Source organism: Streptomyces sp. NBC_01485 (genome assembly GCF_036227125.1).
Taxonomy (GTDB): Bacteria; Actinomycetota; Actinomycetes; order Streptomycetales; family Streptomycetaceae; genus Streptomyces.
Map to the genome: position 1 here is coordinate 3,624,008 of NZ_CP109435.1, position 20,460 is coordinate 3,644,467.

At 71.2% G+C, this 20,460-nt stretch carries 14 protein-coding genes and 1 other RNA gene; 2 read left to right on the plus strand and 13 right to left on the minus strand.

Going from position 1 to position 20,460, the window contains the following annotated elements:
* Positions 1-49: 49 nt before the first annotated feature.
* The 9 genes from OG352_RS16660 to OG352_RS16700 form a co-directional block, all read right to left on the minus strand.
* A complete protein-coding gene (locus tag OG352_RS16660; protein WP_329217814.1) occupies positions 50-2,455 on the minus strand; it encodes a HelD family protein in 2,406 nt (801 codons plus the stop codon).
* A 60-nt stretch (positions 2,456-2,515) separates the two neighbouring features.
* Positions 2,516-3,298 carry an anti-sigma factor family protein gene (locus OG352_RS16665; RefSeq protein WP_329217816.1) on the minus strand — a complete coding sequence of 261 codons (783 nt, stop codon included), beginning with the start codon at positions 3,296-3,298 and terminating at the stop codon, positions 2,516-2,518.
* 50 nt (positions 3,299-3,348) lie between these two features.
* Positions 3,349-3,870: a sigma-70 family RNA polymerase sigma factor gene (locus tag OG352_RS16670; protein WP_010039908.1), complete on the minus strand. Its 522-nt coding sequence runs from the start codon at positions 3,868-3,870 to the stop codon at positions 3,349-3,351.
* Positions 3,871-4,213: 343 nt separating this feature from the next.
* Positions 4,214-4,789, minus strand: coding sequence for a CGNR zinc finger domain-containing protein (locus tag OG352_RS16675; RefSeq protein WP_329217819.1), 576 nt, complete (start codon positions 4,787-4,789; stop codon positions 4,214-4,216).
* Between the two features lie 192 nt (positions 4,790-4,981).
* The gene (locus OG352_RS16680; RefSeq protein WP_329223858.1) at positions 4,982-6,157 is read right to left on the minus strand and encodes a uroporphyrinogen-III synthase; all 1,176 of its coding nucleotides are present in this window, start codon (positions 6,155-6,157) and stop codon (positions 4,982-4,984) included.
* Between the two features lie 106 nt (positions 6,158-6,263).
* Positions 6,264-7,661, minus strand: coding sequence for a nitrate/nitrite transporter (locus tag OG352_RS16685; RefSeq protein ID WP_329217820.1), 1,398 nt, complete (start codon positions 7,659-7,661; stop codon positions 6,264-6,266).
* 298 nt (positions 7,662-7,959) lie between these two features.
* Entirely contained in the window at positions 7,960-9,222 is a 1,263-nt protein-coding gene (locus OG352_RS16690) for an acyltransferase family protein (protein WP_329217821.1), read from the minus strand.
* Positions 9,222-11,300: a bifunctional polysaccharide deacetylase/glycosyltransferase family 2 protein gene (locus OG352_RS16695; protein ID WP_329223859.1), complete on the minus strand. Its 2,079-nt coding sequence runs from the start codon at positions 11,298-11,300 to the stop codon at positions 9,222-9,224. The genes OG352_RS16690 and OG352_RS16695 overlap by 1 nt, the downstream gene beginning before the upstream one ends.
* 742 nt (positions 11,301-12,042) lie before the next feature.
* Positions 12,043-12,873, minus strand: a complete 831-nt coding sequence (locus OG352_RS16700) for a hypothetical protein (RefSeq protein ID WP_329217823.1) — start codon at positions 12,871-12,873, stop codon at positions 12,043-12,045.
* An 800-nt stretch (positions 12,874-13,673) separates the two neighbouring features.
* Here OG352_RS16700 and yicI point away from each other — a divergent pair.
* Together yicI and OG352_RS16710 are read left to right on the plus strand one after the other, a co-directional pair.
* Positions 13,674-15,965, plus strand: coding sequence for an alpha-xylosidase (gene yicI, locus OG352_RS16705; protein WP_329217825.1), 2,292 nt, complete (start codon positions 13,674-13,676; stop codon positions 15,963-15,965).
* Complete coding sequence (locus OG352_RS16710) at positions 15,965-16,975, plus strand: LacI family DNA-binding transcriptional regulator (protein WP_329217827.1); 1,011 nt, start codon at positions 15,965-15,967, stop codon at positions 16,973-16,975. Before yicI ends, OG352_RS16710 begins: the two co-directional genes overlap by 1 nt.
* A gap of 105 nt (positions 16,976-17,080) precedes the next feature.
* Here OG352_RS16710 and ssrA read toward each other — a convergent pair.
* The 4 genes from ssrA to ftsX form a co-directional block, all read right to left on the minus strand.
* Positions 17,081-17,469, minus strand: a transfer-messenger RNA (tmRNA) gene (gene ssrA, locus OG352_RS16715).
* Between the two features lie 164 nt (positions 17,470-17,633).
* Positions 17,634-18,170, minus strand: coding sequence for an SsrA-binding protein SmpB (gene smpB / locus OG352_RS16720; RefSeq protein WP_329217828.1), 537 nt, complete (start codon positions 18,168-18,170; stop codon positions 17,634-17,636).
* Positions 18,171-18,227: 57 nt separating this feature from the next.
* A complete protein-coding gene (locus tag OG352_RS16725) occupies positions 18,228-19,421 on the minus strand; it encodes a S41 family peptidase (protein ID WP_329217829.1) in 1,194 nt (397 codons plus the stop codon).
* A gap of 67 nt (positions 19,422-19,488) precedes the next feature.
* On the minus strand, positions 19,489-20,406 hold the full coding sequence (gene ftsX / locus OG352_RS16730) for a permease-like cell division protein FtsX (protein ID WP_329217830.1): 918 nt from the start codon (positions 20,404-20,406) through the stop codon (positions 19,489-19,491).
* Positions 20,407-20,460 lie beyond the last annotated feature (54 nt).

The following is a 20,460-nucleotide window of genomic DNA, read 5'->3' on the forward strand; positions in this document are numbered from 1 at the left end:
GGCCTGTTCACTGGAAACAACCGGCCGCTCGAGCCCCGTTCGGTCCCGTTCAGTCCCTGAGGAGGTCGGGGACGCCGTTCGCGTCCGGCTCGTCGCGGTCCCCGGAGACGACCGTGAGCTGCTGGGTGGCCCGGGTGAGGGCCACGTACAGCACGCGCAGGCCGGCCGGGCTCTCGTCCGCGATCTCCGCCGGGGAGACGACGACCGTGGCGTCGTACTCCAGGCCCTTGGCCTCCAGGCTGCCGAGGGCCACCACGCGATCGCCGAGCCCGGCGAGCCAGCGCCTGGCCTCCTCGCGGCGGTTCATGGCCACGACGACGCCGACGGTGCCGTCGACCCGGTCGAGGAGCCGTTCGGCCTCGGCCCGGACGGCCGACGCCATGGTTCCCGTCACGGCGGCGCTGTGCCTTTGGTTCGTTCCCACGAAACGGGGCACGACGCCCGTCGACCTGACCGCCGACGGGGACTCGGCGCCCGGCATGGCCAGCGCCAGCACCTTGGCGGCCAGCTCGGCGATCTCGGCCGGGTTGCGGTAGTTCACGGTGAGCTGGAAGCGGCGGCGGGGGCGGCTGCCGAGGGCCTCGTCGCGGGCCTCGGCGGCCTCGTCGGGGTCGGACCAGGAGGACTGGGCCGGGTCGCCGACGACCGTCCAGGTGGCGTGCCGGCCGCGGCGGCCGACCATCCGCCACTGCATCGGGGTGAGGTCCTGCGCCTCGTCGACGATGACGTGCGCGTACTCGGTGCGCTCCTGCGCGAGCCGCTCGGCGCGCTCGCGCTGCGTCTCCTCACGCGTCGGCATCAGCTCCTCCAGCCCGGTGAGGTGGTCCAGCGGGTCGAGCTCGCGGCGCTTCCTCGGGCGCAGCGGGGCGCCGAGGATCGACTCGAGTTCGTCCAGCATGGCGATGTCGTGGACGGAGCGGCCGTCCCGCTTGAGGGCGCGGGCGACCTTGCGGACCTCGCCGGGGTTGAGGATGTGTCTCGCCCAGCGGCCGAGCCGCCGTTCGTCGGCCATGGCCGCGAGCACGGCCTGCGGGGTCAGCTCGGGCCACCAGGCGTCGAGGAAGGCGACGAAGGCGTCCTCGGTGGTGACGTCCTCGTCGAAGGAGGAGCGCAGCTCGGCGGCGAGCTCGGGGTCGGTGTGCCGGCCGGCCGCGCCGGAGCGCTCCCACAGGGCGTCCAGGAGCAGCTTGCGGGCGCGCGGGCGCAGCAGGTTCACCGGCGCGGTGCCGCTGAGGGCGCTCTGCCGGACCCGGTCCAGGTCGGCGGCCTCCAGCTCCAGCCGGCGGTTGAAGGCGACGACCCGCAGCCGCGTGGGAGTGCCGGCGGCGGGGGCGGGGGCCTCGTCGAAGCTCAGTTGCCCCGCGTTCCGCTGCCCCGGGTGCCGGCCGCCGGTACCGGATTCCAGCGCGCCGCGCGCGGCCTTGCGCAGCACCTTCAGCATCCGGTGCGAGCCCTTGGCGCGGGCTACGGCCGGGGAGTCGTACAGGGTGGCCTCGGCGCCGTCGACGAGGGAGCCGATGGCGCGGATGGCGACCTGGCCCTCCTCGCCGAGGGACGGCAGCACGCCCTCGGTGTACGCGACCAGCAGCGGGGTGGGCGAGACGATGAGGATGCCGCCCGCGTACCGGCGCCGGTCCTGGTAGAGGAGGTAGGCCGCCCGGTGCAGGGCGACGGCCGTCTTGCCGGTCCCCGGGCCGCCCTCGACGTAGGTCACGGAGGCGGCGGGGGCGCGGATGACCAGGTCCTGTTCGGCCTGGATGGAGGCGACGATGTCCCGCATGGTGTGGCTGCGGGCCTGTCCGAGGGCGGCCATCAGGGCGCCGTCGCCGATGACGGGAAGTTCGTCGCCGGCCAGGAACGCCTTCAGCTCGGGACGCATCAGGTCGTCCTCGACGCCGAGGACGCGCCGCCCCTTGGAGCGGATCACCCGGCGCCGTACGACACGCCCCGGGTCGACCGGGGTGGACCGGTAGAAGGGCGCCGCGGCGGGCGCCCGCCAGTCGATGACGAGCGGGGCGTACTCGGAGTCGAGGACGCCGATCCGGCCGATGTGGAGCGTCTCGGCGATGTCGGCGGTGTTGTCGGGCCGCACCGACCCCTCCGCGGGCTCGACGGCGGTGTAGGCGCCGTCGGGGCCCTTCTTGCCGTCCTTCCCGAGGAGCAGGTCGATCCGCCCGAACAGGAAGTCCTCGAACTCGTTGTTGAGCCGATTGAGGTGGACGCCTGCGCGGAACACCTGCGCGTCCCGCTCGGCGAGGGCGCCGGGCGTGCCGACCTGGCCGCGCTTGGCCGCGTCGTCCATGAGGAACTCGGCTTCGTGGATCTTCTCCTCGAGCCGGTGGTACACCCGGTCGAGGTGTTCCTGTTCGACGCTGATCTCGCGGTCCCGTACCGAATCCGGCGTCATGTGCCGAACCGATCCGACCGCGGTTTCCTGCTGAGCCTGAGCGGCCACCGGGCCCCCTTCTGACGTGCTGGGCAGCCGTCAACCGTACGCGAAAGGGGCCCGCAATAGCTACGCGTCGACCTGGACGATCTTCTTGCCGTCGAAGGTCATGATCTCGAAGTGGTCGATCTCGTCCGGGGCGAAGGCCGCGCCGCCCACCACGTAGAGCGGGTTCTTGGCCTGCTCGGTCGTGGCGGTGGGGATGCCGTAGCCCTGCGGCGGGACCGCCCAGGAGGAGACCGTCTCGCGCTCGCCGTTCTTGCCGACGGCGATGAGCGAGCACTTCTCGGGGCCCGTCACGTTCTTCAGTTCGACGCCGATCTCCGTGCCCCACGCCTTCTGGCCCATGGCGACGGTCGCCGTCGCCTTGGAGGTGGAGTCGGTCGCGGTGACCCGGTCGGAGAGCGTGTCGAAGGTCGACTTGGCGGTGCTGGCGGACTTGGTGGCGCTCGCCTCGGTCCCCTTGGTGCCGCTGTCGCCGCCGGTCGCCGCGAGCACGGTGAGCGGGCCGCCGATGATCAGCGCGGCCGCGGCCGCCACCAGGAAGAAGGAGCGGCGGCGCTTGACCGCGCGGCGCTCGGACACCTCGTCGACCAGCCGTTCCGCGAGGCGCGGGCTGGGACGGGCGGACAGGGACTCGCCGATCGCGGGTGTGCCGGTGCCCGGCAGGTCCGCGAGGGCGGCCAGCATGGGCTCCATGCCGGCGAGCTCGTCGAGCTGCTGGGCGCACCATTCGCAGCCCGCGAGGTGCATCTCGAAGGTGGTCGCCTCGGCGTCGTCGAGAATGCCGAGGGCGTAGGCGCCGACGGTCTCGTGTTCGCTGGGGCTCGGAGATCCCACTGATCCCTGCATGGGACCAGACATACCCGAACCACCCGCGCCGAATCCCCCGTAACCGCTCATCACGCCGTCACCCCCCGCTCTTCCAGAGCCAGCTTCATCGACCGCAGGGCATAGAAGACCCGAGAGCGAACGGTGCCGCTGGGTATGCCCAGCGTCTCGGCCGCCTCGTTGACGGTGCGCCCCTTGAAGTACGTCTCGACGAGCACTTCCCGGTGGGCCGGGGTCAGGTCGTCGAGCGCGTCCGACAGCGTCATCAGCCACAGCGCCTTGTCGATCTCGTCCTCCGCAGGAATGACCTCCAGCGGCGACGGGTCGACCTCCTGCGGCCGGGCCTGCCGGCTGCGGTGGCCGTCGATGACGATGCGACGTGCGACCGTCACCAGCCAGGGGCGTACCGATCCGGTCGCCCGATTGAGCTGACCGGCGTTCTTCCAGGCACGGATGAGCGTCTCTTGTACGACGTCCTCGGCACGCTGCCGGTCTCCGGCAACCAGGCGCAGGACATACGCAAGCAGGGGTCCGGCATGCTCCCGATACAGAGCACGCATCAGCTCCTCGTCAGGCTCCGAGGGCTGGGACATGCGATGTCGGGCCCTCGATCCACGTTCATTGGCCACGGCCGCATCCTTGCGCACGCCCACCTCCGGTGTCCGGGGGTTCCCCCAGTCGGTCGCTCGATGACGGGTACGCAAGCGGGGTGACGGATGTTCAAACCGAGGCGACAGTTTTCTTCGGAGTGTCATGACGAGGGGGACATGGCGGCACATTCCCACCCCGTTTTCTTTACATTTCCGCCACACCGACAAGATCGGGCCGACTGCCCGAGGCGTGACGCGAGTAAACGACGTGTAATCGAAATCACGTCGACAGTTGGACCGTTCCACCCTCATGAAAGCCGCATACCAGACAGGGCAGTTGAGGAGCTCACCCGCGCGCGAGTGCCGCCACGCGCCGGCGGTGGCGTGCGACCCGCTCCCGGTTCCCGCAGACCTCGCTGGAACACCAGCGCCTCCTGCGCCCCCGGGACGTGTCGACGTACACGATCGGGCAGTTGTCCCCGGCGCACTGCCGCAGCCCCGCCCGCACGACGGGATCGGTGAGCAGCTCCACCGCGTCCCGGGCCACGGCGGCGAGCAGCGCGGCACACTCCGGCGGCCCGTCCAACGCCCGCACGAGCGCCCCGTCTTCACCGCGTACGGCACGGGGGGTCGGGGGCGCGCCCCGGGCGACGTCGTTGACCCGCGCGAGGGCGAGGTCGTACACCCCGGCATCGCTGCGGGCCAGCCACCCGTGCACCAACCGGCCGACGTCACGCCGCAGTTCCCGGAAGGCCGGCGGCCAGGAAGCGTCGGCGTGGGCGAGCGGGGTGCCCGGCGGGACGAGCCCGCACCCACGGATCCACGCCCCCAACGGCCCGACGGCGTCGAGCCGTTCACAGGGATGCGCGGTCGCGAGCAGGTCGAGACAGACCCGCCCGGCATCGAACCGAAGCCCGTCCATGCACGCGTCACCACCAACTGAGGAACCGTCCCCTCCACCACACTGCCAGCGCCGGACGCTATTCACTAGCCCGTCCGGCATTCACCAGCCCGTCCGGCGTTTGAGGACAAGGCCCCTCAAGGGCCGATAGCGGGGGTCTGGGGGCGCAGCCCCCAGTGACTCCCACACCAACACAGGGCGCCGACAACCCGCCTACGCGTCCGCGTACTTCGCGTCGGCGGCGGGATCCAGCGCCAGCCGATACCCCCGCTTCACCACCGTCTGGATCAGCTTCGGCGCGCCGAGTGCCGTCCGCAGCCGGGCCATCGCCGTCTCGACGGCGTGCTCGTCGCGCCCCGCACCGGGCAGCGCCCGCAGCAGATCGGAGCGCGGCACGACCCACCCCGGCCGCCGCGCCAGCGCCCGCAGCAACGACATCCCCGCCGGCGGCACCGGCTTCAGGCAGCCGTCCACCAGCACGGCGTGCCCCCGGATCTCCATCCGGTGCCCGGCGACCGGCAGCGCCCGCGCCCGCCCCGGCAGCTCCCGGCACAGCAACTGCACGAGCGGCCCGAGCCGGAACCGCTCCGGGGAGACGGTGTCCACGCCCTGCGCCTGCAACGGCAGCGCGGTGACCGGCCCGACGCAGGCGGGCAGCACGTCGTGCTGGAAGGCGGCGAGCAGCTCGGCCAGCAGCCCGCGCTCCTGCGCCCGCGACAGCAGGGACGCGGCGGCGGGCGCGCTGGTGAAGGTGATGGCGTCCAGTCCGCGGGAGACGGCGGCGTCGAGGAGCCGGTCGAGCGGCGAGATGTCCTCCGGCGGCATCCACCGGTAGACGGGCACCCCCACGACCTCCGCGCCCGCGACCCGCAGCGACTCCACGAACCCCGGCAGCGGCTCGCCGTGCAGCTGGACGGCGACCCGGCGGCCCTCGACGCCCTCCTCCAGCAGCCGGTCGAGCACCTCGGCCATGGACTCGCTCGACGGCGACCACTCCTCCGTCAGCCCGGCGGCCCGGATGGCGCCCTTGACCTTGGGCCCGCGGGCCAGCAGCTCGACGCCGCCGAGCCGGGCGAGCAACTGCTCGCCGAGCCCCCAGCCGTCGGCGGCCTCGACCCAGCCGCGGAAGCCGATGGCCGTGGTGGCGACGACGACGTCCGGCGCCTGGTCGATGAGGCCCTGGGTGGCGGCGAGCAGTTCACCGTCGTCGGCGAGCTGCACGATGCGCAGGGCGGGCGCGTGCAGCACCGCCGCCCCGCGCCGCTGGAGCAGCGCGCCGAGCTCCTCGGCCCGGCGCGCGGCCGTCACGCCCACGGTGAAGCCCGCGAGGGGCCCGTGTTCGGCGGCGGCCTCGGGGCCGGTGTCCGGTCGTTGCTGTCCCTGGTACATAACACTCGTCCCGCGTTCGAGTCGCACTGCATGGCACCTACATGCCGAGCGAGCCTGTCAATGGTGCGTGACAGGCTCGGTTCGGCTTCATGTCGCCAGTGTTACGTCACACCTCGGCGTAGCTGAGCTGCGACTCGGCCTGCGAGGCGGTACCGGCGGCGGTGACGCGGCCGGGGGCCGGGCGGCGAAGGTATACGGCCCAGGTGACCACGAAGCACGCCGCGTAGAAGGCGAGGAAGGCGACGAAGGCGCCGGTCCCGGAGCCGTAGGAGAGGAAGGACTGCCGGAAGGCCAGGTTGATGCCGACCCCGCCGAGCGCGCCGACCGCCCCGATGAGCCCCATGGACGCGCCGGACAGCCGGCGCCCGTAGCGGGCCGCCTCCTCGCCCGACAGCCCCTTGGCGACGGCCTTCGCCTGGAAGATGCCGGGGATCATCTTGTACGTCGACCCGTTGCCGAGCCCGGTGAGGACGAACAGCACCACGAAGACGGCGACGAAGAGCGGCAGCGACTTCTGCATGCTGGCGAAGACCAGGACGGCGGTGGCGGCGGCCATGCCGACGTAGTTGTACAGGGTGATGCGGGCGCCGCCGTAGCGGTCGGCGAGCCAGCCGCCGACGGGCCGGATGAGGGAGCCGAGCAGCGGGCCGATGAAGGTGAGGTAGGCCGCCTGGAGGGGCGTCCGGCCGAACTGGTTGGTCAGCACCTGGCCGAAGGCGAAGGAGTACCCGATGAACGAGCCGAACGTGCCGACGTAGAGGAAGGACATGATCCAGGTGTGGCCGTCCTTCGCCGCGTCGATCGCGGCGCCGGTGTCGTTCTTCACGGACGCGAGGTTGTCCATGAACAGCGCGGCGAGGGTCGCGGCGACGAGGATCAGCGGGATGTAGATCCCGAGCAGCACGCGCGGCCCGCCGCTCGCCCCGATGACGCCGAGGGCGATCAGCTGGATCACCGGCACGCCGATGTTGCCGCCGCCCGCGTTGAGCCCGAGCGCCCAGCCCTTCTTGCGGAGCGGGAAGAAGGCGTTGATGTTGGTCATGGAGGAGGCGAAGTTGCCGCCGCCGATGCCCGCCAGCAGGCCGACCAGCAGGAACGTGTTGAAGGAGGTCCCCGGCTCCATCACCGTGAACGCGGCGACCGTGGGGATCAGCAGCAGGCCGGCGGAGACGATCGTCCAGTTCCGGCCGCCGAAGACCGCGACGGCGAAGGTGTACGGCACCCGCACGACCGCCCCGACCAGCGTCACCATCGACGTCAGCAGGAACTTGTCGGCCGGGGTGAGGCCGTACTCCGGGCCCATGAAGAGCACCAGCACGGACCACAGGGTCCAGATCGAGAAGCCGATGTGCTCGGACAGGACGGAGAAGAGCAGGTTACGGCGGGCGATCTTCTCGCCCTTCGCGTTCCAGAAGGTCTCGTTCTCCGGGTCCCACTCCTCGATCCAGCGGCTCCCCTTCTTCGTGGGCGACGGGGGTGCGGGGGCTGTACTAGGGGCTGTCATGACGCCTCCACGGTGGTCCGGGACTCGGGTAGTCCCGAAGGTAGGGAGAGCGCGTTTCCGTGCTGTGCCTGCGGGTGACCGGAAAGGAACGTTGCTCTCACCTTGCGCTGCGGCCCGGTGAGAGGTTCTGGGGAGAGGTTCTGGAGAGAGCTCAGCGCGGGGGTGCCTGGCCGGCGCACCTGGCGTCGCGGCGCCGGGTGACGCCGATGCCGATGCCGACGCCGGCAGTCTTCCACAGGCCCCACAGCCCCCACAGGCCTTCAGGTCCTCCGCCCTCAGGCCCGGCGCCCTCCAGCCCTCAGGCCCGGCGCGTGCCCCCGCGGCCGTCCGGCCACAGGCGGGGCCTGCGGCGGGCCGCCAGGTCCTCGACCCAGCCGAAGGAGACGACGCAGGCCGCGGTGAGGAGCCAGATGACCGGCAGTTGCGGCCACGGGCTCTGCAGCAGCCACGGGGTGTTGACCTCCAGCCACGGGAAGTTCCACAGCCGGTCCCACAGGGCCTCGACGATCCCGATGCACACGTTGTGCCACAGGTAGATCGTCACGGCACGGGAGTTGAGGAGGGTGACCAGCCGGTCCCAGCGGCGCAGGGGGGCCGGCCACTCGGTCCAGGACGGGCTGAGGTGCAGGAGCAGCAGGACCGCCGCGAAGGACCACAGGGACTGCGCGAACGGCATGTCGTCGAGGTCGTGGCCCTCCCTGATGTGGTGGCCCAGGGCGTACCAGAGGCCGACCGCGCCGACCGCCGGGGCCAGCGACGGGACGACGTAGCGGGGCAGCCGGCGCAGGATGCCCTCCTGGTGCGCCATGCCCAGCAGCCAGCACGCGCCGAACGCGCCGAAGTCGCTGACGCTCGCCTCCAGCCGCCAGCCGGGCACCGACAGCGCGCCGAACTCCAGGGCGGCGGACAGCGCGACCGGCGCGAGGATCGTCGGCCAGGGCAGCCGGCGCAGGGCGCGCAGGAGGAACGGGGAGAGCAGCACGAACCAGAGGTAGGCGCGGATGTACCAGAGGGGTACGCCCAGGTCGGCGCCCCAGTCGGCGCCGATCAGCCCGTGCACGCCGGGCAGGCCGTCGCCGTACGGCGGGTCGCTCAGCGGCAGGATCCAGTAGCCGAGGTGGAGCCACCACCAGCCGGGGTGTCCCTCGTCGTCCGGGCTCCAGCCCGCCAGCAGCATGCCCGTGACGCCGACCGCGCCCAGCAGCCACAGCGGGGGCAGCAGCCGGCGCAGCCGTCCCCGTACGACGTCCAGCGCGGGGCGGCTCGCCAGCGAGCGGGCCATGAGGTTGCCGGCGAGCGCGAACATCACGCCCATGGAGGGGAAGACGATGGGCAGCCAGGCCCAGCCCATCAGGTGGTAGAAGACGACGCGGAAGAGGGCGATGGCGCGGAGCAGGTCGAAGTAGCGGTCGCGTCCGCCGCCGCTCTTCTTCTCCTTCCCCTCCTTCCCCGCCGCCCCCTGGTGCTGAGTCGGCAGCGCCGGTGACTGCTCCGCCGTGTCGGTCGCGGTGTCAGTCGCGGTGTCGGTCGTGGTCCCGGTCTCTGTCGGCTGGGTGCTCATCAGACCGCTCCCCCGTCCATGGCGGGAGTGGCGGCGCCGGGCGGGGCCGCCACCTGGCCCTTGCGGCGCAGTTTCTGCCAGCGCAGCCGGCCGCCGGTGAGGGCGGTGATCCAGGACTGGAGCAGCACGATGTACATGAGCTGGCGGTAGAGGAGTTGCTGGAGCGGGAGGGAGATGAGGGGGGTGAGGCGTTCGCGGTCCAGGGCGAAGGCGTAGGCCGCGCAGCCCGCCTGGACGGCGAGGACGCCGAACCAGGCGGCGATCGTCTTGCCGGTCGGGCCGAAGAGCAGGCCGTAGACGAGGAAGAGGTCGATGAGCGGCGCGAGGAGCGGGGCGACGACCATGAAGAGGGAGACGAGCGGCAGTCCGACCCGCCCGAACCGCCCGGACGGACCCTTCTCCACGATCGCGCGCCGGTGCTTCCAGATCGCCTGCATGGTGCCGTAGCACCAGCGGTAGCGCTGGGACCACAGTTGCTGGACGGACTCGGGGGCCTCGGTCCAGGCGCGCGCCTTCTCCGCGTAGACGACCTTCCAGCCGTCGCGGTGGATGGCCATGGTGATGTCGGTGTCCTCGGCGAGGGTGTCGTCGCTCATGCCGCCGACCCGGTCGAGGGCGGTGCGGCGGAACGCGCCGACGGCGCCGGGGATGGTGGGCATGCAGCGCAGGACGTCGTACATGCGGCGGTCGAGGTTGAAGCCCATCACGTACTCGATGTGCTGCCAGGCGCCGATGAGGGTGTCCTTGTTGCCGACCTTGGCGTTGCCGGCGACGGCGCCGACCTGCGGGTCGGCGAACGGCTGGACGAGTTCGCGGACCGTGGCCGGCTCGAAGACGGTGTCGCCGTCCATCATCACGATCAGGTCGTACGAGGCGTTGGCGATGCCCCGGTTGAGCGCGGACGGCTTGCCCGCGTTGAGCTGCCGGACGACGCGCACGCCGGGCAGGCCGAGGTCCTCGACGATGCGGGCGGTGCCGTCGCTGGAGCCGTCGTCGATGACGAGGATCTCGATCGGGTGCTCGCTCTGCATCAGCGAACGCACCGTGTTCTCGATGCACTTGGCCTCGTTGTAGGCCGGGACGAGCACGGACGCGGGTTCGGTGACGGGCGCGTCGGGCCCCCAGACGAAGCCCTTGCGGCGGGTGCGGCGGGTGTGGATCGCGGACAGCAGCAGCATCAGGCCGAAGCGGGCGAAGACGAGGACGCCGATGACGGCAAGGCCGACGACCAGGACGCCGGTGATGTCGTCGGACGCCTCGACCAGGAAGATCCAGGCCTTGCCCTTCCACAGCTCGACCCCGGTGACCGGGGTGTGCGCGCTGGGGGCGTGCAGGGCCTCGGTGAGGTTCTCGAACGTGTAGCCCTTCGCCTGGAGCTCGGGGAGGTAGGTGTCGAGGGCCTGGACCGTCTGGTGGCGGTCGCCGCCGGAGTCGTGCATGAGGACGATCGCGCCCTTGCCGCCCTTCGGCGTGGAGTTGCGGATGATCTGCCGCACGCCCGGCCTCTGCCAGTCCTCGCTGTCGGCGGTGGTGAAGACGGTGAGGTAGCCGCGGCTGCCGACGAACTGGGTGACCGGCCAGGAGTCGTTGTCGAGGGCGTCGGCGGACGAGGAGTACGGCGGCCGGAAGAGGGAGCTGCGGATGCCCGCCGCGCCTGCCAGCGCCAGTTGGTTCTGGGTGAGCTCCCAGTCGATGCGCTTCGTCGACTGGTAGGAGAGGTCGGGGTGGTTGAAGGTGTGCAGCCCGATCTCATGCCCCTCGTCCACCATCCGCCGGACCAGGTCCGGGTAGCGGGAGGCCATGGTGCCGGTGATGAAGAAGACGGCGTGCGCGTGGTGCTTCTTCAGGAGGTCGAGGACCTCGGGGGTCCACTTCGGGTCGGGGCCGTCGTCGAAGGTGAGCACGATCCGGTGGTCCGGCACGTCCAGGCTGCTCTGCCGGCCGCTGCGGGTGTCGACGACCGGCCCGCCGTCGAGGATCTTCTCCGGCACCTTGTCGGTGGCGGCCTCGGGGTGGATGCGGTAGTCGGCGAGGATCTCGCTGTGCACGTAGCCGCGCAGCATCAGCATCGCCATCATCGCGAAGAGCACGAGCAGCGGCAGCAGGTGCCGTAGCCGCAACGGCACCAGACGCTTCCGCTCGGGCGGCGCCGCCCCGTGCGCGCCCCCGCCACCACCGTGCCCGGCGGCCCGCCCCCGCCGCACCCTGCGCCCACCGCCCGACGCCGAGGAATCGGACCCGGACCCGGACGCGGCCTGGCCGCCGGACGAATACGCGGACTGCCCGACAGACGACCGTCGAGTCGAGCGCCGGCTGGTACGTGGTGCCATGAGAACTGTTTCTCCGAGAACGGCTCACCGCGCGGCTCCGGGCGGCGAGGGTGGGTGACGAGGAGTGGCGGTGCGGAGTGAGCGGTGCGGAGTGGGGGTGAGCTGGGTGGCGCGGGTCGCGTCACGTGGCCGCGCCTGGCTGAGCCGGACAGGGCGGGGCGGAGCGGAGCTGCTGTGTGGAGCTGTGAGCTGTGTGGGGCGGGCACCCAGGTCGGACGACATGGGGCGAGCTACGGGCATCGGCCGCCCGGGACGGATGGGGCAGCCGGGTCGGATGGGGCAGCCGGGCAGACGGCGGGCATCTGACCGCGAGAGGCCGAGCTGCGGATCAACCCGCCAGGTCAGGTCGGGTCAGGTGACGGGTTGAGCGGTGTGGGCCGGACGGTTCACACCGCTTGCGGGTGCCGTTCTGCGCGGACCGCCCACCCCGGTGGTCGACGCCCTGGCCGGACCGGCCCGAGCCCCCGCCGGGTGACGCCCCCACGCCCTCTCAGGCCGCCGGGACCGGGCTCGAAGCGGCCGGGGCCGGGTCGGGTGGGCCGTTGGCGACCGTGGTGGTTCCCCCGGCCGGGGACGGGGAGGAGGCGGGCGGTTCGGGGGTCGCGGCGGGTGAGGATGCCGCCGGCGGCGGCGTGGACGCCGTCGGAGCGATCACCGGGCTGCTCGGGCCGGGCGACGGCGAGACCGCGGCCGTGGGAGCCGTGCTGGGACGGGCCGTCCCGCTCGCCGAGGGCCGGGCCGGCATCGACGCGCCGGGCGAAGCCGCCGCGCTCCCCGACGCGCCCGGCACCGCGCTCGCCCCCGGCTTGCCCGGCATCGTGCCGAACCCGGAGGCGGTGCTGCCCGAGCCGCCCGGGAACAGGCCGCCCGGCTCTCCGGGCCGCGGAGTCGTGGAGTCGTCCGGCGCCGACGAACTGTCGACCTTGCCGGCCGCCGGCTTGTCGTCAGGTGCGCCCGGCACCGGAACCGGCAGCCAGGGCGCGCCGGCGTTGCCCGACAGCAGCGTGGCCACGATGAGGACGGCGTACGCCCCGCACGCGGTCCCCACGAAGATGCCGATGCGGCGGAACGTCCGGCTGCGCCGGCCCGACTCGTCGACGAACACCGGGACGTCGGAGGCGCCGGCCTCCGGACCGTCGGGCCGCCCCTTCTTGAGGGGGTCGAGCTGGACGGTCACCTCGCCGGGATCGTTGCCCTTCCCGTCCGCCCCGCCGGGCTCCTCCCCCCAGGGATCCCGGAGATCGCTCGACCGTTCGTTTTCAGAAAGGCCGTTCGAGGATTTCGGGGCCGACAGCAGACCGTTCTCACGCGGTACGTCCATCAATGACCGGTATCTGGCGCTCTCTCCCGCCATGGACGTCAGGGATTGCCCCACCGCCCCGGAAAAGCTCTGGGATCCTGCCCCCACGACCGGTACGTCCCGGGTCGGCTTTGCCGCCTCCGGCCACTCCGGTTGGGCGTCTTCTCGCCAATTCTTCACGTGCGTACTTCCCCCCACAGAACTGTTCTGGGTGCGCGCGACCCGAGCACACGTCGACGGAACCGGGCCCCCACCCAGTTCCTGCGCCCCTTTTACCCCACTGCGCTCGGTTCGACGAATCTAGCGCAGGCTTGGGCCCCGTGTTCACGGTGTGTCTTTTATGGACAGAAGTCATGTTCATGTCTATGTCCAAAATTCACCTCTTGACGGCCCGTCAGAATCGCGTTCTCGCCGCTCTCTCCCACCCCTCACCCCGTCGAAGCGCATCAAGAGCGGAACGGACCAGCCCCTTTCGCCACACCAGCGACACAGGGGACAAAGAGACCGGGCGGACGGGAGCACGGAACCCCCCTCTCAGGCATGGCCGGAAAGTTCACGTTCACGAGCGCCGAATTGCCTTCTTTACCCTAAATCTGACAGCAGACAGCCCCCCGAAAACCACTCCAACGAGCGCACGCCCCTGTCGGCCATTTCCCGCACACGCCATTGACGCGGTCAGAGCGGCCACATACCTTCCCCCGTCGAAACGCTTCGACGTCCCGCGTCGAATCGGTTCGACGCGACTCGCTTCGACGATCGCGTCGCTCCATCCGGCTCCCTGAGAGGCACAGGATGTTGACGGCACGCAAGCGTGTGTCCACATGAAGTTCTCCGACGGTTATTGGCTGCCGCGCGAGGGCGTCACGGCCGCGCACCCCGCCGAGGTCCTCGACGTCACCGAGTCGGACGACGGCGCCCTGGAGATCCACGCGCCGACCCGGCCCGTCCGCGGCCGCGGCGACCTGATGACCGGCCCGGTCATGACGATCCGAGCCCACACCCCGATGCCCGACGTCATCGGCCTCACCCTCACCCACCTCACGGGCGGCCACCCCCGCGAGCCCGCCTTCGACCTCACCGCCACACCCCCGGGCCCGGCCTCAGACCCCTCCCACCGGCTCTCCCTCGTCTCCCTGGACGACGAGCACGCGACCCTGACCTCCGGCGCGCTCTGCGTGAGAGTCGCCCGCTCCGGCCCCTGGCACGTGGAGTTCCTCGCCCACGGCCGCCCGCTCACCTCCAGCGGCCCCCGGGGCATGGGCATCATGCGGGACTCGGACACCGGCGGCCACTACCTGCGCGAACAGCTCGACCTGGGCGTGGGCACCGCCGTCTACGGCCTCGGCGAACGCTTCGGCCCGCTGGTCAGGAACGGCCAGAGCGTCGACATCTGGAACGCCGACGGCGGCACCTCGACCGAACAGGCCTACAAGAACGTCCCGTTCTACCTGACCGACGCGGGCTACGGCGTCTTCGTCGACCACCCGGGCAAGGTCTCCTTCGAGGTCGGCTCGGAGACGGTCTCGAAGGTCCAGTTCAGCGCCGAGACCCAGGAGTTGACGTACTACGTCATCCACGGCCCCACCCCGAAGGAGATCCTCCGCAGATACACCGCCCTCACCGGCCGCCCCGCCCTCCCGCCCACCTGGTCCTTCGGCCTCTGGCTGTCGACGTCGTTCACCACCTCCTACGACGAGGAGACGGTGACGTCCTTCATCGAGGGCATGCGGGAACGCGAACTCCCCCTCTCCGTCTTCCACTTCGACTGCTTCTGGATGCGGGAGCACCACTGGTGCGACTTCCGGTGGGACCCGCGGGTCTTCCCCGACCCGGAGGGCATGCTGGCCCGGCTGAAGGCGAAGGGCCTGCGCGTCAGCGTGTGGATCAACCCGTACATCGCCCAGCGCTCGCCGCTCTTCGCGGAGGGCAGGGCCCTCGGCCATCTCCTCCGCCGCCCCGACGGCAGCGTCTGGCAGACGGACATGTGGCAGCCCGGCATGGCCCTCGTCGACTTCACCAGCCCCGCCGCGCGCGAGTGGTACGCGTCGAAACTGGAGGCGCTGCTCGTGCAGGGCGTCGACTGTTTCAAGACCGACTTCGGCGAGCGGGTGCCCCTCGACGTGGAGTGGTCCGACGGCTCCGACCCGGAGCGGATGCACAACTACTACTCGTACCTCTACCACCGCACCGTCTTCGACGTGCTGCGCAAGCACCGCGGCGAGGGCGAGGCCGTGCTCTTCGCGCGCTCGGCGACGGCCGGCGGCCAGCAGTTCCCGGTCCACTGGGGCGGCGACTGCGAGGCGACGTACGCGTCGATGGCCGAGTCCCTGCGCGGCGGCCTGTCTCTCGGCCTGTCCGGGTTCGGCTTCTGGAGCCACGACATCGGCGGCTTCGAGGGCACCCCGACCCCCGCCCTCTTCAAACGCTGGCTGGCCTTCGGTCTCCTCTCCTCCCACAGCAGACTGCACGGCAGCTCCTCGTACCGGGTGCCGTGGCTGTTCGACACGGAGTCGGTGGACGTCCTGCGCCACTTCACCCGCCTCAAACTGCGCCTCATGCCGTACCTGTACGAGGCCGCGCGCGTCGCCCACGAGGAGGGCGTGCCGGTGATGCGGGCGATGGTCCTGGAGTTCCCGGCGGATCCCGGGTGCGCGCATCTGGAACGGCAGTACATGCTCGGCCCGGACCTGCTGGTCGCGCCGGTCTTCAGCGATGGCGGGGACGTGGCGTACTACGTCCCCGAGGGCGCCTGGACCCACTACCTCACCGGCCGGACGGTGACCGGCCCCCGCTGGACCCGGGAACGGCACGGGTTCCTCGGCCTGCCGCTGCTGGTGCGGCCGGGCGCGGTGCTCCCGGTGGGCGCCCACGCCGACCGGCCGGACTACCCGCACGCCGACGGCGTCACCCTGCGCACCTACGGCCTGGAGCGCGGTGCGCAGGTGACGGTACGGGTCGGGGACGTGACCTTCACCGTCGTCCGGGAGGGGGACACGCTGCGGGCGTCCGCGAGCGAACCCTCGGCGCCGTGGGCGCTGGCCGCCGGGGACCGGGTCGCGTGGGCGGAGGCGGGAACCGGGTTCCTGACGCTGGACACCGTGGAGGCGGACTGATGGTGAAGATCACCGATGTGGCGCGGCACGCCGGGGTCTCCCCCAGCACGGTGTCGTACGCGCTGAGCGGCAAGCGCCCGATCTCCGTGGCGACCCGGCGGCGGGTCGAGGAGGCCGCCCGGAAACTGGGTTACCGCCCGCACGCGGGCGCCCGCGCCCTGGCGAGCAGCCGCTCCAACGTCCTGGCGCTGGTCGCCCCCCTGCGGGCCGGCATCCACGTCCCGGTCGTCATGCAGTTCGCGGTGTCGGTGGTGACGGCGGCCCGCCGCCACGACCACGACGTCCTGCTCCTCACCCAGGAGGAGGGCGAGGACGGCCTGCGACGCGTCGCGGACACGGCGCTGGTCGACGCGCTGATCCTGATGGACGTCCAACTCCACGACCCCCGGCTGCCGTTGCTGCGCTCCCTCGACCGGCCGTCCGTGATGATCGGCTTCCCGCTCGAGGCCGCCGGGCTGACCTGCATCGACCTCGACTTCCGGGCGGCGGGCGAGCGGTGCGTGGAGCATCTGGCGCAGCTCGGGCACCGGGTGGTGGCCCTGGTCGGGTCACCACCGGAGGTGTACGTGCGCGGGACGGCGTTCGCGCAGCGCGTGGTCCAGGGTTTCACCGAGGCCGCCGACCGCGCCGGCCTCACCTCCGCGGTCCACCCCTGCGAGGCGACACCGGCCGCGGCCCGCCGCATGGCGGAGCGACTCCTGCGCGAACAACCCGCGCTGACGGGGGTCGTCGTCCACAACGAAGCCATCCTGGAACCCCTGATCGACGCCTTCGAACACCTCGGCCTACGTATCCCCGCCGACATCTCGATCACGGCGATCTGCCCGGACGAACTCGCCTCGGCCCTCCGCGTCCCGGTCACCTCCATAGCCCTGCCCTCCACGGAAGTCGGCGAGCGCGCGGTGACCCTCCTGATGCGGAAACTGACCAACGAGCCGGTCCCGGAGGCAACCCTCCTGCCACCCCGCCTGACCCCCCGCGCCAGCACCACACCACGCACCACCGGGTGAGCCGCCGAGCACCGGACGAGAGTCGGCTTCCGCTCCTCCAGGGAGAGCGGAGACGACAAGAACCCCGCCGCTCGGGAGCGACGGGGTTCTTGTTCACATGGGGTGAAGTGGAGATGGCGGGAATCGAACCCGCGTCCAACGGTGCAGAATCAGGGCTTCTCCGTGTGCAGTTCGCTGTGATTTTCTCGGCCCCGGTGATCACGCGAACAAGTCGCCGACGGGCCCAGTCACTGTTTGATTTCCCATCCGACCCCGTGACCGGGCCAGATGGTTTAGTCCCCTAGATTATGCCAGGGTCCGGGTCGGGAACACTCCCGGGCTGACACCCATTAAGGGTCCCTCACTCACTGCTTATTAGGCAGCGAGGGCGAAGGACTGGGAATCGCTCTTGGAATTGGCGATTATTGGTTGCGACATATGGTTAACGAGATCATTGCCGCTTTCTCGACACGCTTCCCCTGCTTCGACATCCGCTGTCGAAACCGATCATCCCCATGTTGATTTTTCAATCCTCTTCGGATACTTCTCCAAGCGAAGAGGGTCGCACCCGCTGTGGGGCGCTAGTGCCATCGTACGTGACCAACGCGCACCGATGCCACCGTATTCCCGGCGGCCACCCGTGAGGTGCCTGCCTACCTGCGTACCTGCATACCTGCGGCTACGCGCCCCGCTGCTTCCGCTTGGCCGCCGCGATCGCCCGGTCCGTCTCCCGGCGGTCCTGCTGCTCGCGCAGGGTCTGGCGCTTGTCGTACTCCTTCTTGCCGCGCGCCAGTGCGATCTCGGCCTTCGCCCGGCCGTCCTTGAAGTAGATGGCGAGGGGCACGATCGTGTGCCCCGTCTCCTCCGACTTCACCGACAGCTTGTCGATCTCCTCGCGGTGCAGCAGCAGCTTGCGCTTGCGGCGCGCGGAGTGGTTGGTCCAGCTCCCCTGGAAGTACTCGGGGATGTGCGCGGCGTGCAGCCACGCCTCGTTCCCCTCGATCTGGACGAACCCGTCGGTCAGCGAGGCACGCCCCTCGCGCAGCGACTTCACCTCGGTGCCGGTGAGGACGAGACCGGCCTCGTAGACATCGATGATCGCGTAGTCGTGCCGGGCCTTCTTGTTCTGCGCGACGATCTTGCGCTTGCCGTCCTTGACCTTGCCGGACGGGGCCGCCCCGCCCTGCTTCGGCTGGGACTCCTTCGGTACGTACATTCCCTTACTCATAGTCCCGCCAGTTTCGCACCTCGGAGGGGTATGAGGGAAAGCCGATTACTTCCCGTCCCCGAGCGCGTCCCCGAGGCCGCTCAGCACGGTCTCGGCCCGCGCCAGCGCCCCGGCGTCGGCCTCCAGGTCCGGGGTGATGCCGCGGCCGTCGACGCTGTGGCCGGCGGGGGTGCGGTAGTGCCCGACGGTCAGCTCGGCCACGGAGCCGTCGGGCAGCCGGTTCGGCATCTGGACCGAGCCCTTGCCGAAGGTGCGCGACCCCACGACGACCGCGCGGCCGCGGTCCTGGAGGGCGCCGGTGAGGAGTTCGGCGGCGCTCATCGTGCCGCCGTCGACGAGCGCGACCAGGGGCCGGGCGGTGTCGCCGCCGGCCTCTGCGTGCAGGGCGCGCTGGGCGCCGTCGACGTCATAGGTGGCGACGAGGCCGCCGTCGAGGAAGGCGGAGGCGGCGGAGACGGCCTCGGTGACCAGGCCGCCGGAGTTCCCGCGCAGGTCCAGGACGATCCCGGCGCCGGCCGGGGCCCGCCGGACGGCGGTGCGCACGCTGTCGCCGACGCCCTTGGTGAACGCGGCGACGGTGATGACGGTGATGCCGTCGGGAAGCTTGTGGGCGGTGACGGAGTCCGTGGACAGCAGGGCCCGGCGCAGGGTCTCGCTCCACGCGCGCGTGCCGCGCTCCAGACCGAGCCGGACGGTGGTGCCGGCGGACGCGTCCTTGGCGTCACCGCGCAGTAAGGAGACGACGTCGGTGACCGGGAGCCCGTCCACGGACCGCCCGTCGACGCTGCGCAGCCGGTCGCCCGCGCGGACCCCGGCGCCGGCCGCGGGCGACCCCGACTGCACCCTGGTCACCTCGATCCGGCCGTCCCGCTCGCGCCGCGCCTCCAGGCCTACGCCGGTGTACCGGCCGTCGAGGGACTCCTCGAACTCCTCGTACTCGCCCTCGGAGTAGACGGCCGCCCAGCGGTCCCCGCTGCGGCTGACGGCGCGCTCGGCGGCCTCCAGCGGCGACTTGCCGTCCGCGGCGGCCTCCTCGGCGGCCCGCGTCACGTCCTCGGAGTGTCCGGCGGGCGCGGTGGAGGGGGCGGCGCTGTCCGGGGCGGTCCTGCGTCCGCCGCCCAGCTCCTGCGGCAGCGATCCGGTCGCGGCACCGGCGACGAGCACGCTCGCGAACACCAGTGTCAGGGCGGCCCCGCGGCCGAAACGGCGGGGCTGGCAGAACAGGTCTCGGCCTGACATGGCGGCGAGTCTAGGGGAACGCGAAGGGCCGCACGGTCGGTTGACCGTACGACCCTCGGGGCGTGCGTCACACCTTCAGGTACTTGCGCAGCGCGAAGAAAGCGGCCAGGGCCGGCATCAGCAGGCTGGTGGCGAGGATGAGCGGGAGTTTCGTCAACACGGCGTCCCAGCCGATGAAGTTGATCAGGTTCAGCTTCTCGGACAGGGCCAGGCCGTGGTCGATGATGAAGTACCGGGCGACCACCAGGAATCCGCAGGCGACCGTGCCGCCGATGAGCCCGGCGACCGCCGCCTCGGCGATGAACGGCGCCTGGATGTAGAAGCCGGAGGCGCCGACCAGCCGCATGATCCCGGTCTCGCGCCGACGGCTGAACGCCGAGACGCGCACGGTGTTGACGATCAGCATCAGCGCCACCACCAGCATCAGCGCCATCACCGCCCGCGCCGCCCAGTTCATGCCGTTGAGCAGCCCGAACAGGTTGTCCAGGATGCCCTTCTGGTCCTGCACCGACTGCACGCCGTCGCGCCCGTCGAAAGCGGTCGCGATGACCTGGTACTTCTCCGGATCCTTCAGCTTGATGCGGTACGACTCCTGCATCTGGTCCGGCGTGAGCGAACTCGCCAGCGGGGAGTCGCCGAACTGCTCCTTGTAGTGCTTGTAGGCGTCGTCCTGCGACTCGTACGTCACCTTGTCGACGACGCCCATCTTGTCCAGGTCGGACTTGATCTGCTTCTTCTGGTCCGCGGTGACCGCACCCTTGGCACAGTTCGCGTCGGACTCGGCGTCGCTCTTGTTGCAGAGGAACACCGAGACGTTGACCTTGTCGTACCAGTAGCCCTTCATGGTGCTGACCTGGTCGCTCATGAGGAGCGACCCGCCGAAGAGCGCCAGGGACAGGGCGACGGAGACGATGACGGCGAAGGTCATCGTCAGGTTGCGGCGGAGACCGACGCCGATCTCCGACAGTACGAACTGGGCGCGCATGGCGAGTTGTTCAGGCCTTTCCGGGGACGTCCGCGAGGGCGGAGGCGATGGCTG

Excerpts from the sequence above, each read along its gene's own strand:
- OG352_RS16665 (WP_329217816.1), bottom strand. The coding sequence starts at position 3,298 with ATGCAGGGATCAGTGGGATCTCCGAGCCCCAGCGAACACGAGACCGTC.
- OG352_RS16670 (WP_010039908.1), bottom strand. The coding sequence starts at position 3,870 with ATGTCCCAGCCCTCGGAGCCTGACGAGGAGCTGATGCGTGCTCTGTAT.
- OG352_RS16675 (WP_329217819.1), bottom strand. The coding sequence starts at position 4,789 with ATGGACGGGCTTCGGTTCGATGCCGGGCGGGTCTGTCTCGACCTGCTC.
- OG352_RS16680 (WP_329223858.1), bottom strand. The coding sequence starts at position 6,157 with ATGTACCAGGGACAGCAACGACCGGACACCGGCCCCGAGGCCGCCGCC.
- OG352_RS16685 (WP_329217820.1), bottom strand. The coding sequence starts at position 7,661 with ATGACAGCCCCTAGTACAGCCCCCGCACCCCCGTCGCCCACGAAGAAG.
- OG352_RS16690 (WP_329217821.1), bottom strand. The coding sequence starts at position 9,222 with ATGAGCACCCAGCCGACAGAGACCGGGACCACGACCGACACCGCGACT.
- OG352_RS16695 (WP_329223859.1), bottom strand. The coding sequence starts at position 11,300 with ATGATGGCGATGCTGATGCTGCGCGGCTACGTGCACAGCGAGATCCTC.
- OG352_RS16700 (WP_329217823.1), bottom strand. The coding sequence starts at position 12,873 with ATGGACGTACCGCGTGAGAACGGTCTGCTGTCGGCCCCGAAATCCTCG.
- yicI (WP_329217825.1), top strand. The coding sequence starts at position 13,674 with ATGAAGTTCTCCGACGGTTATTGGCTGCCGCGCGAGGGCGTCACGGCC.
- OG352_RS16710 (WP_329217827.1), top strand. The coding sequence starts at position 15,965 with ATGGTGAAGATCACCGATGTGGCGCGGCACGCCGGGGTCTCCCCCAGC.
- smpB (WP_329217828.1), bottom strand. The coding sequence starts at position 18,170 with ATGTACGTACCGAAGGAGTCCCAGCCGAAGCAGGGCGGGGCGGCCCCG.
- OG352_RS16725 (WP_329217829.1), bottom strand. The coding sequence starts at position 19,421 with ATGTCAGGCCGAGACCTGTTCTGCCAGCCCCGCCGTTTCGGCCGCGGG.
- ftsX (WP_329217830.1), bottom strand. The coding sequence starts at position 20,406 with ATGCGCGCCCAGTTCGTACTGTCGGAGATCGGCGTCGGTCTCCGCCGC.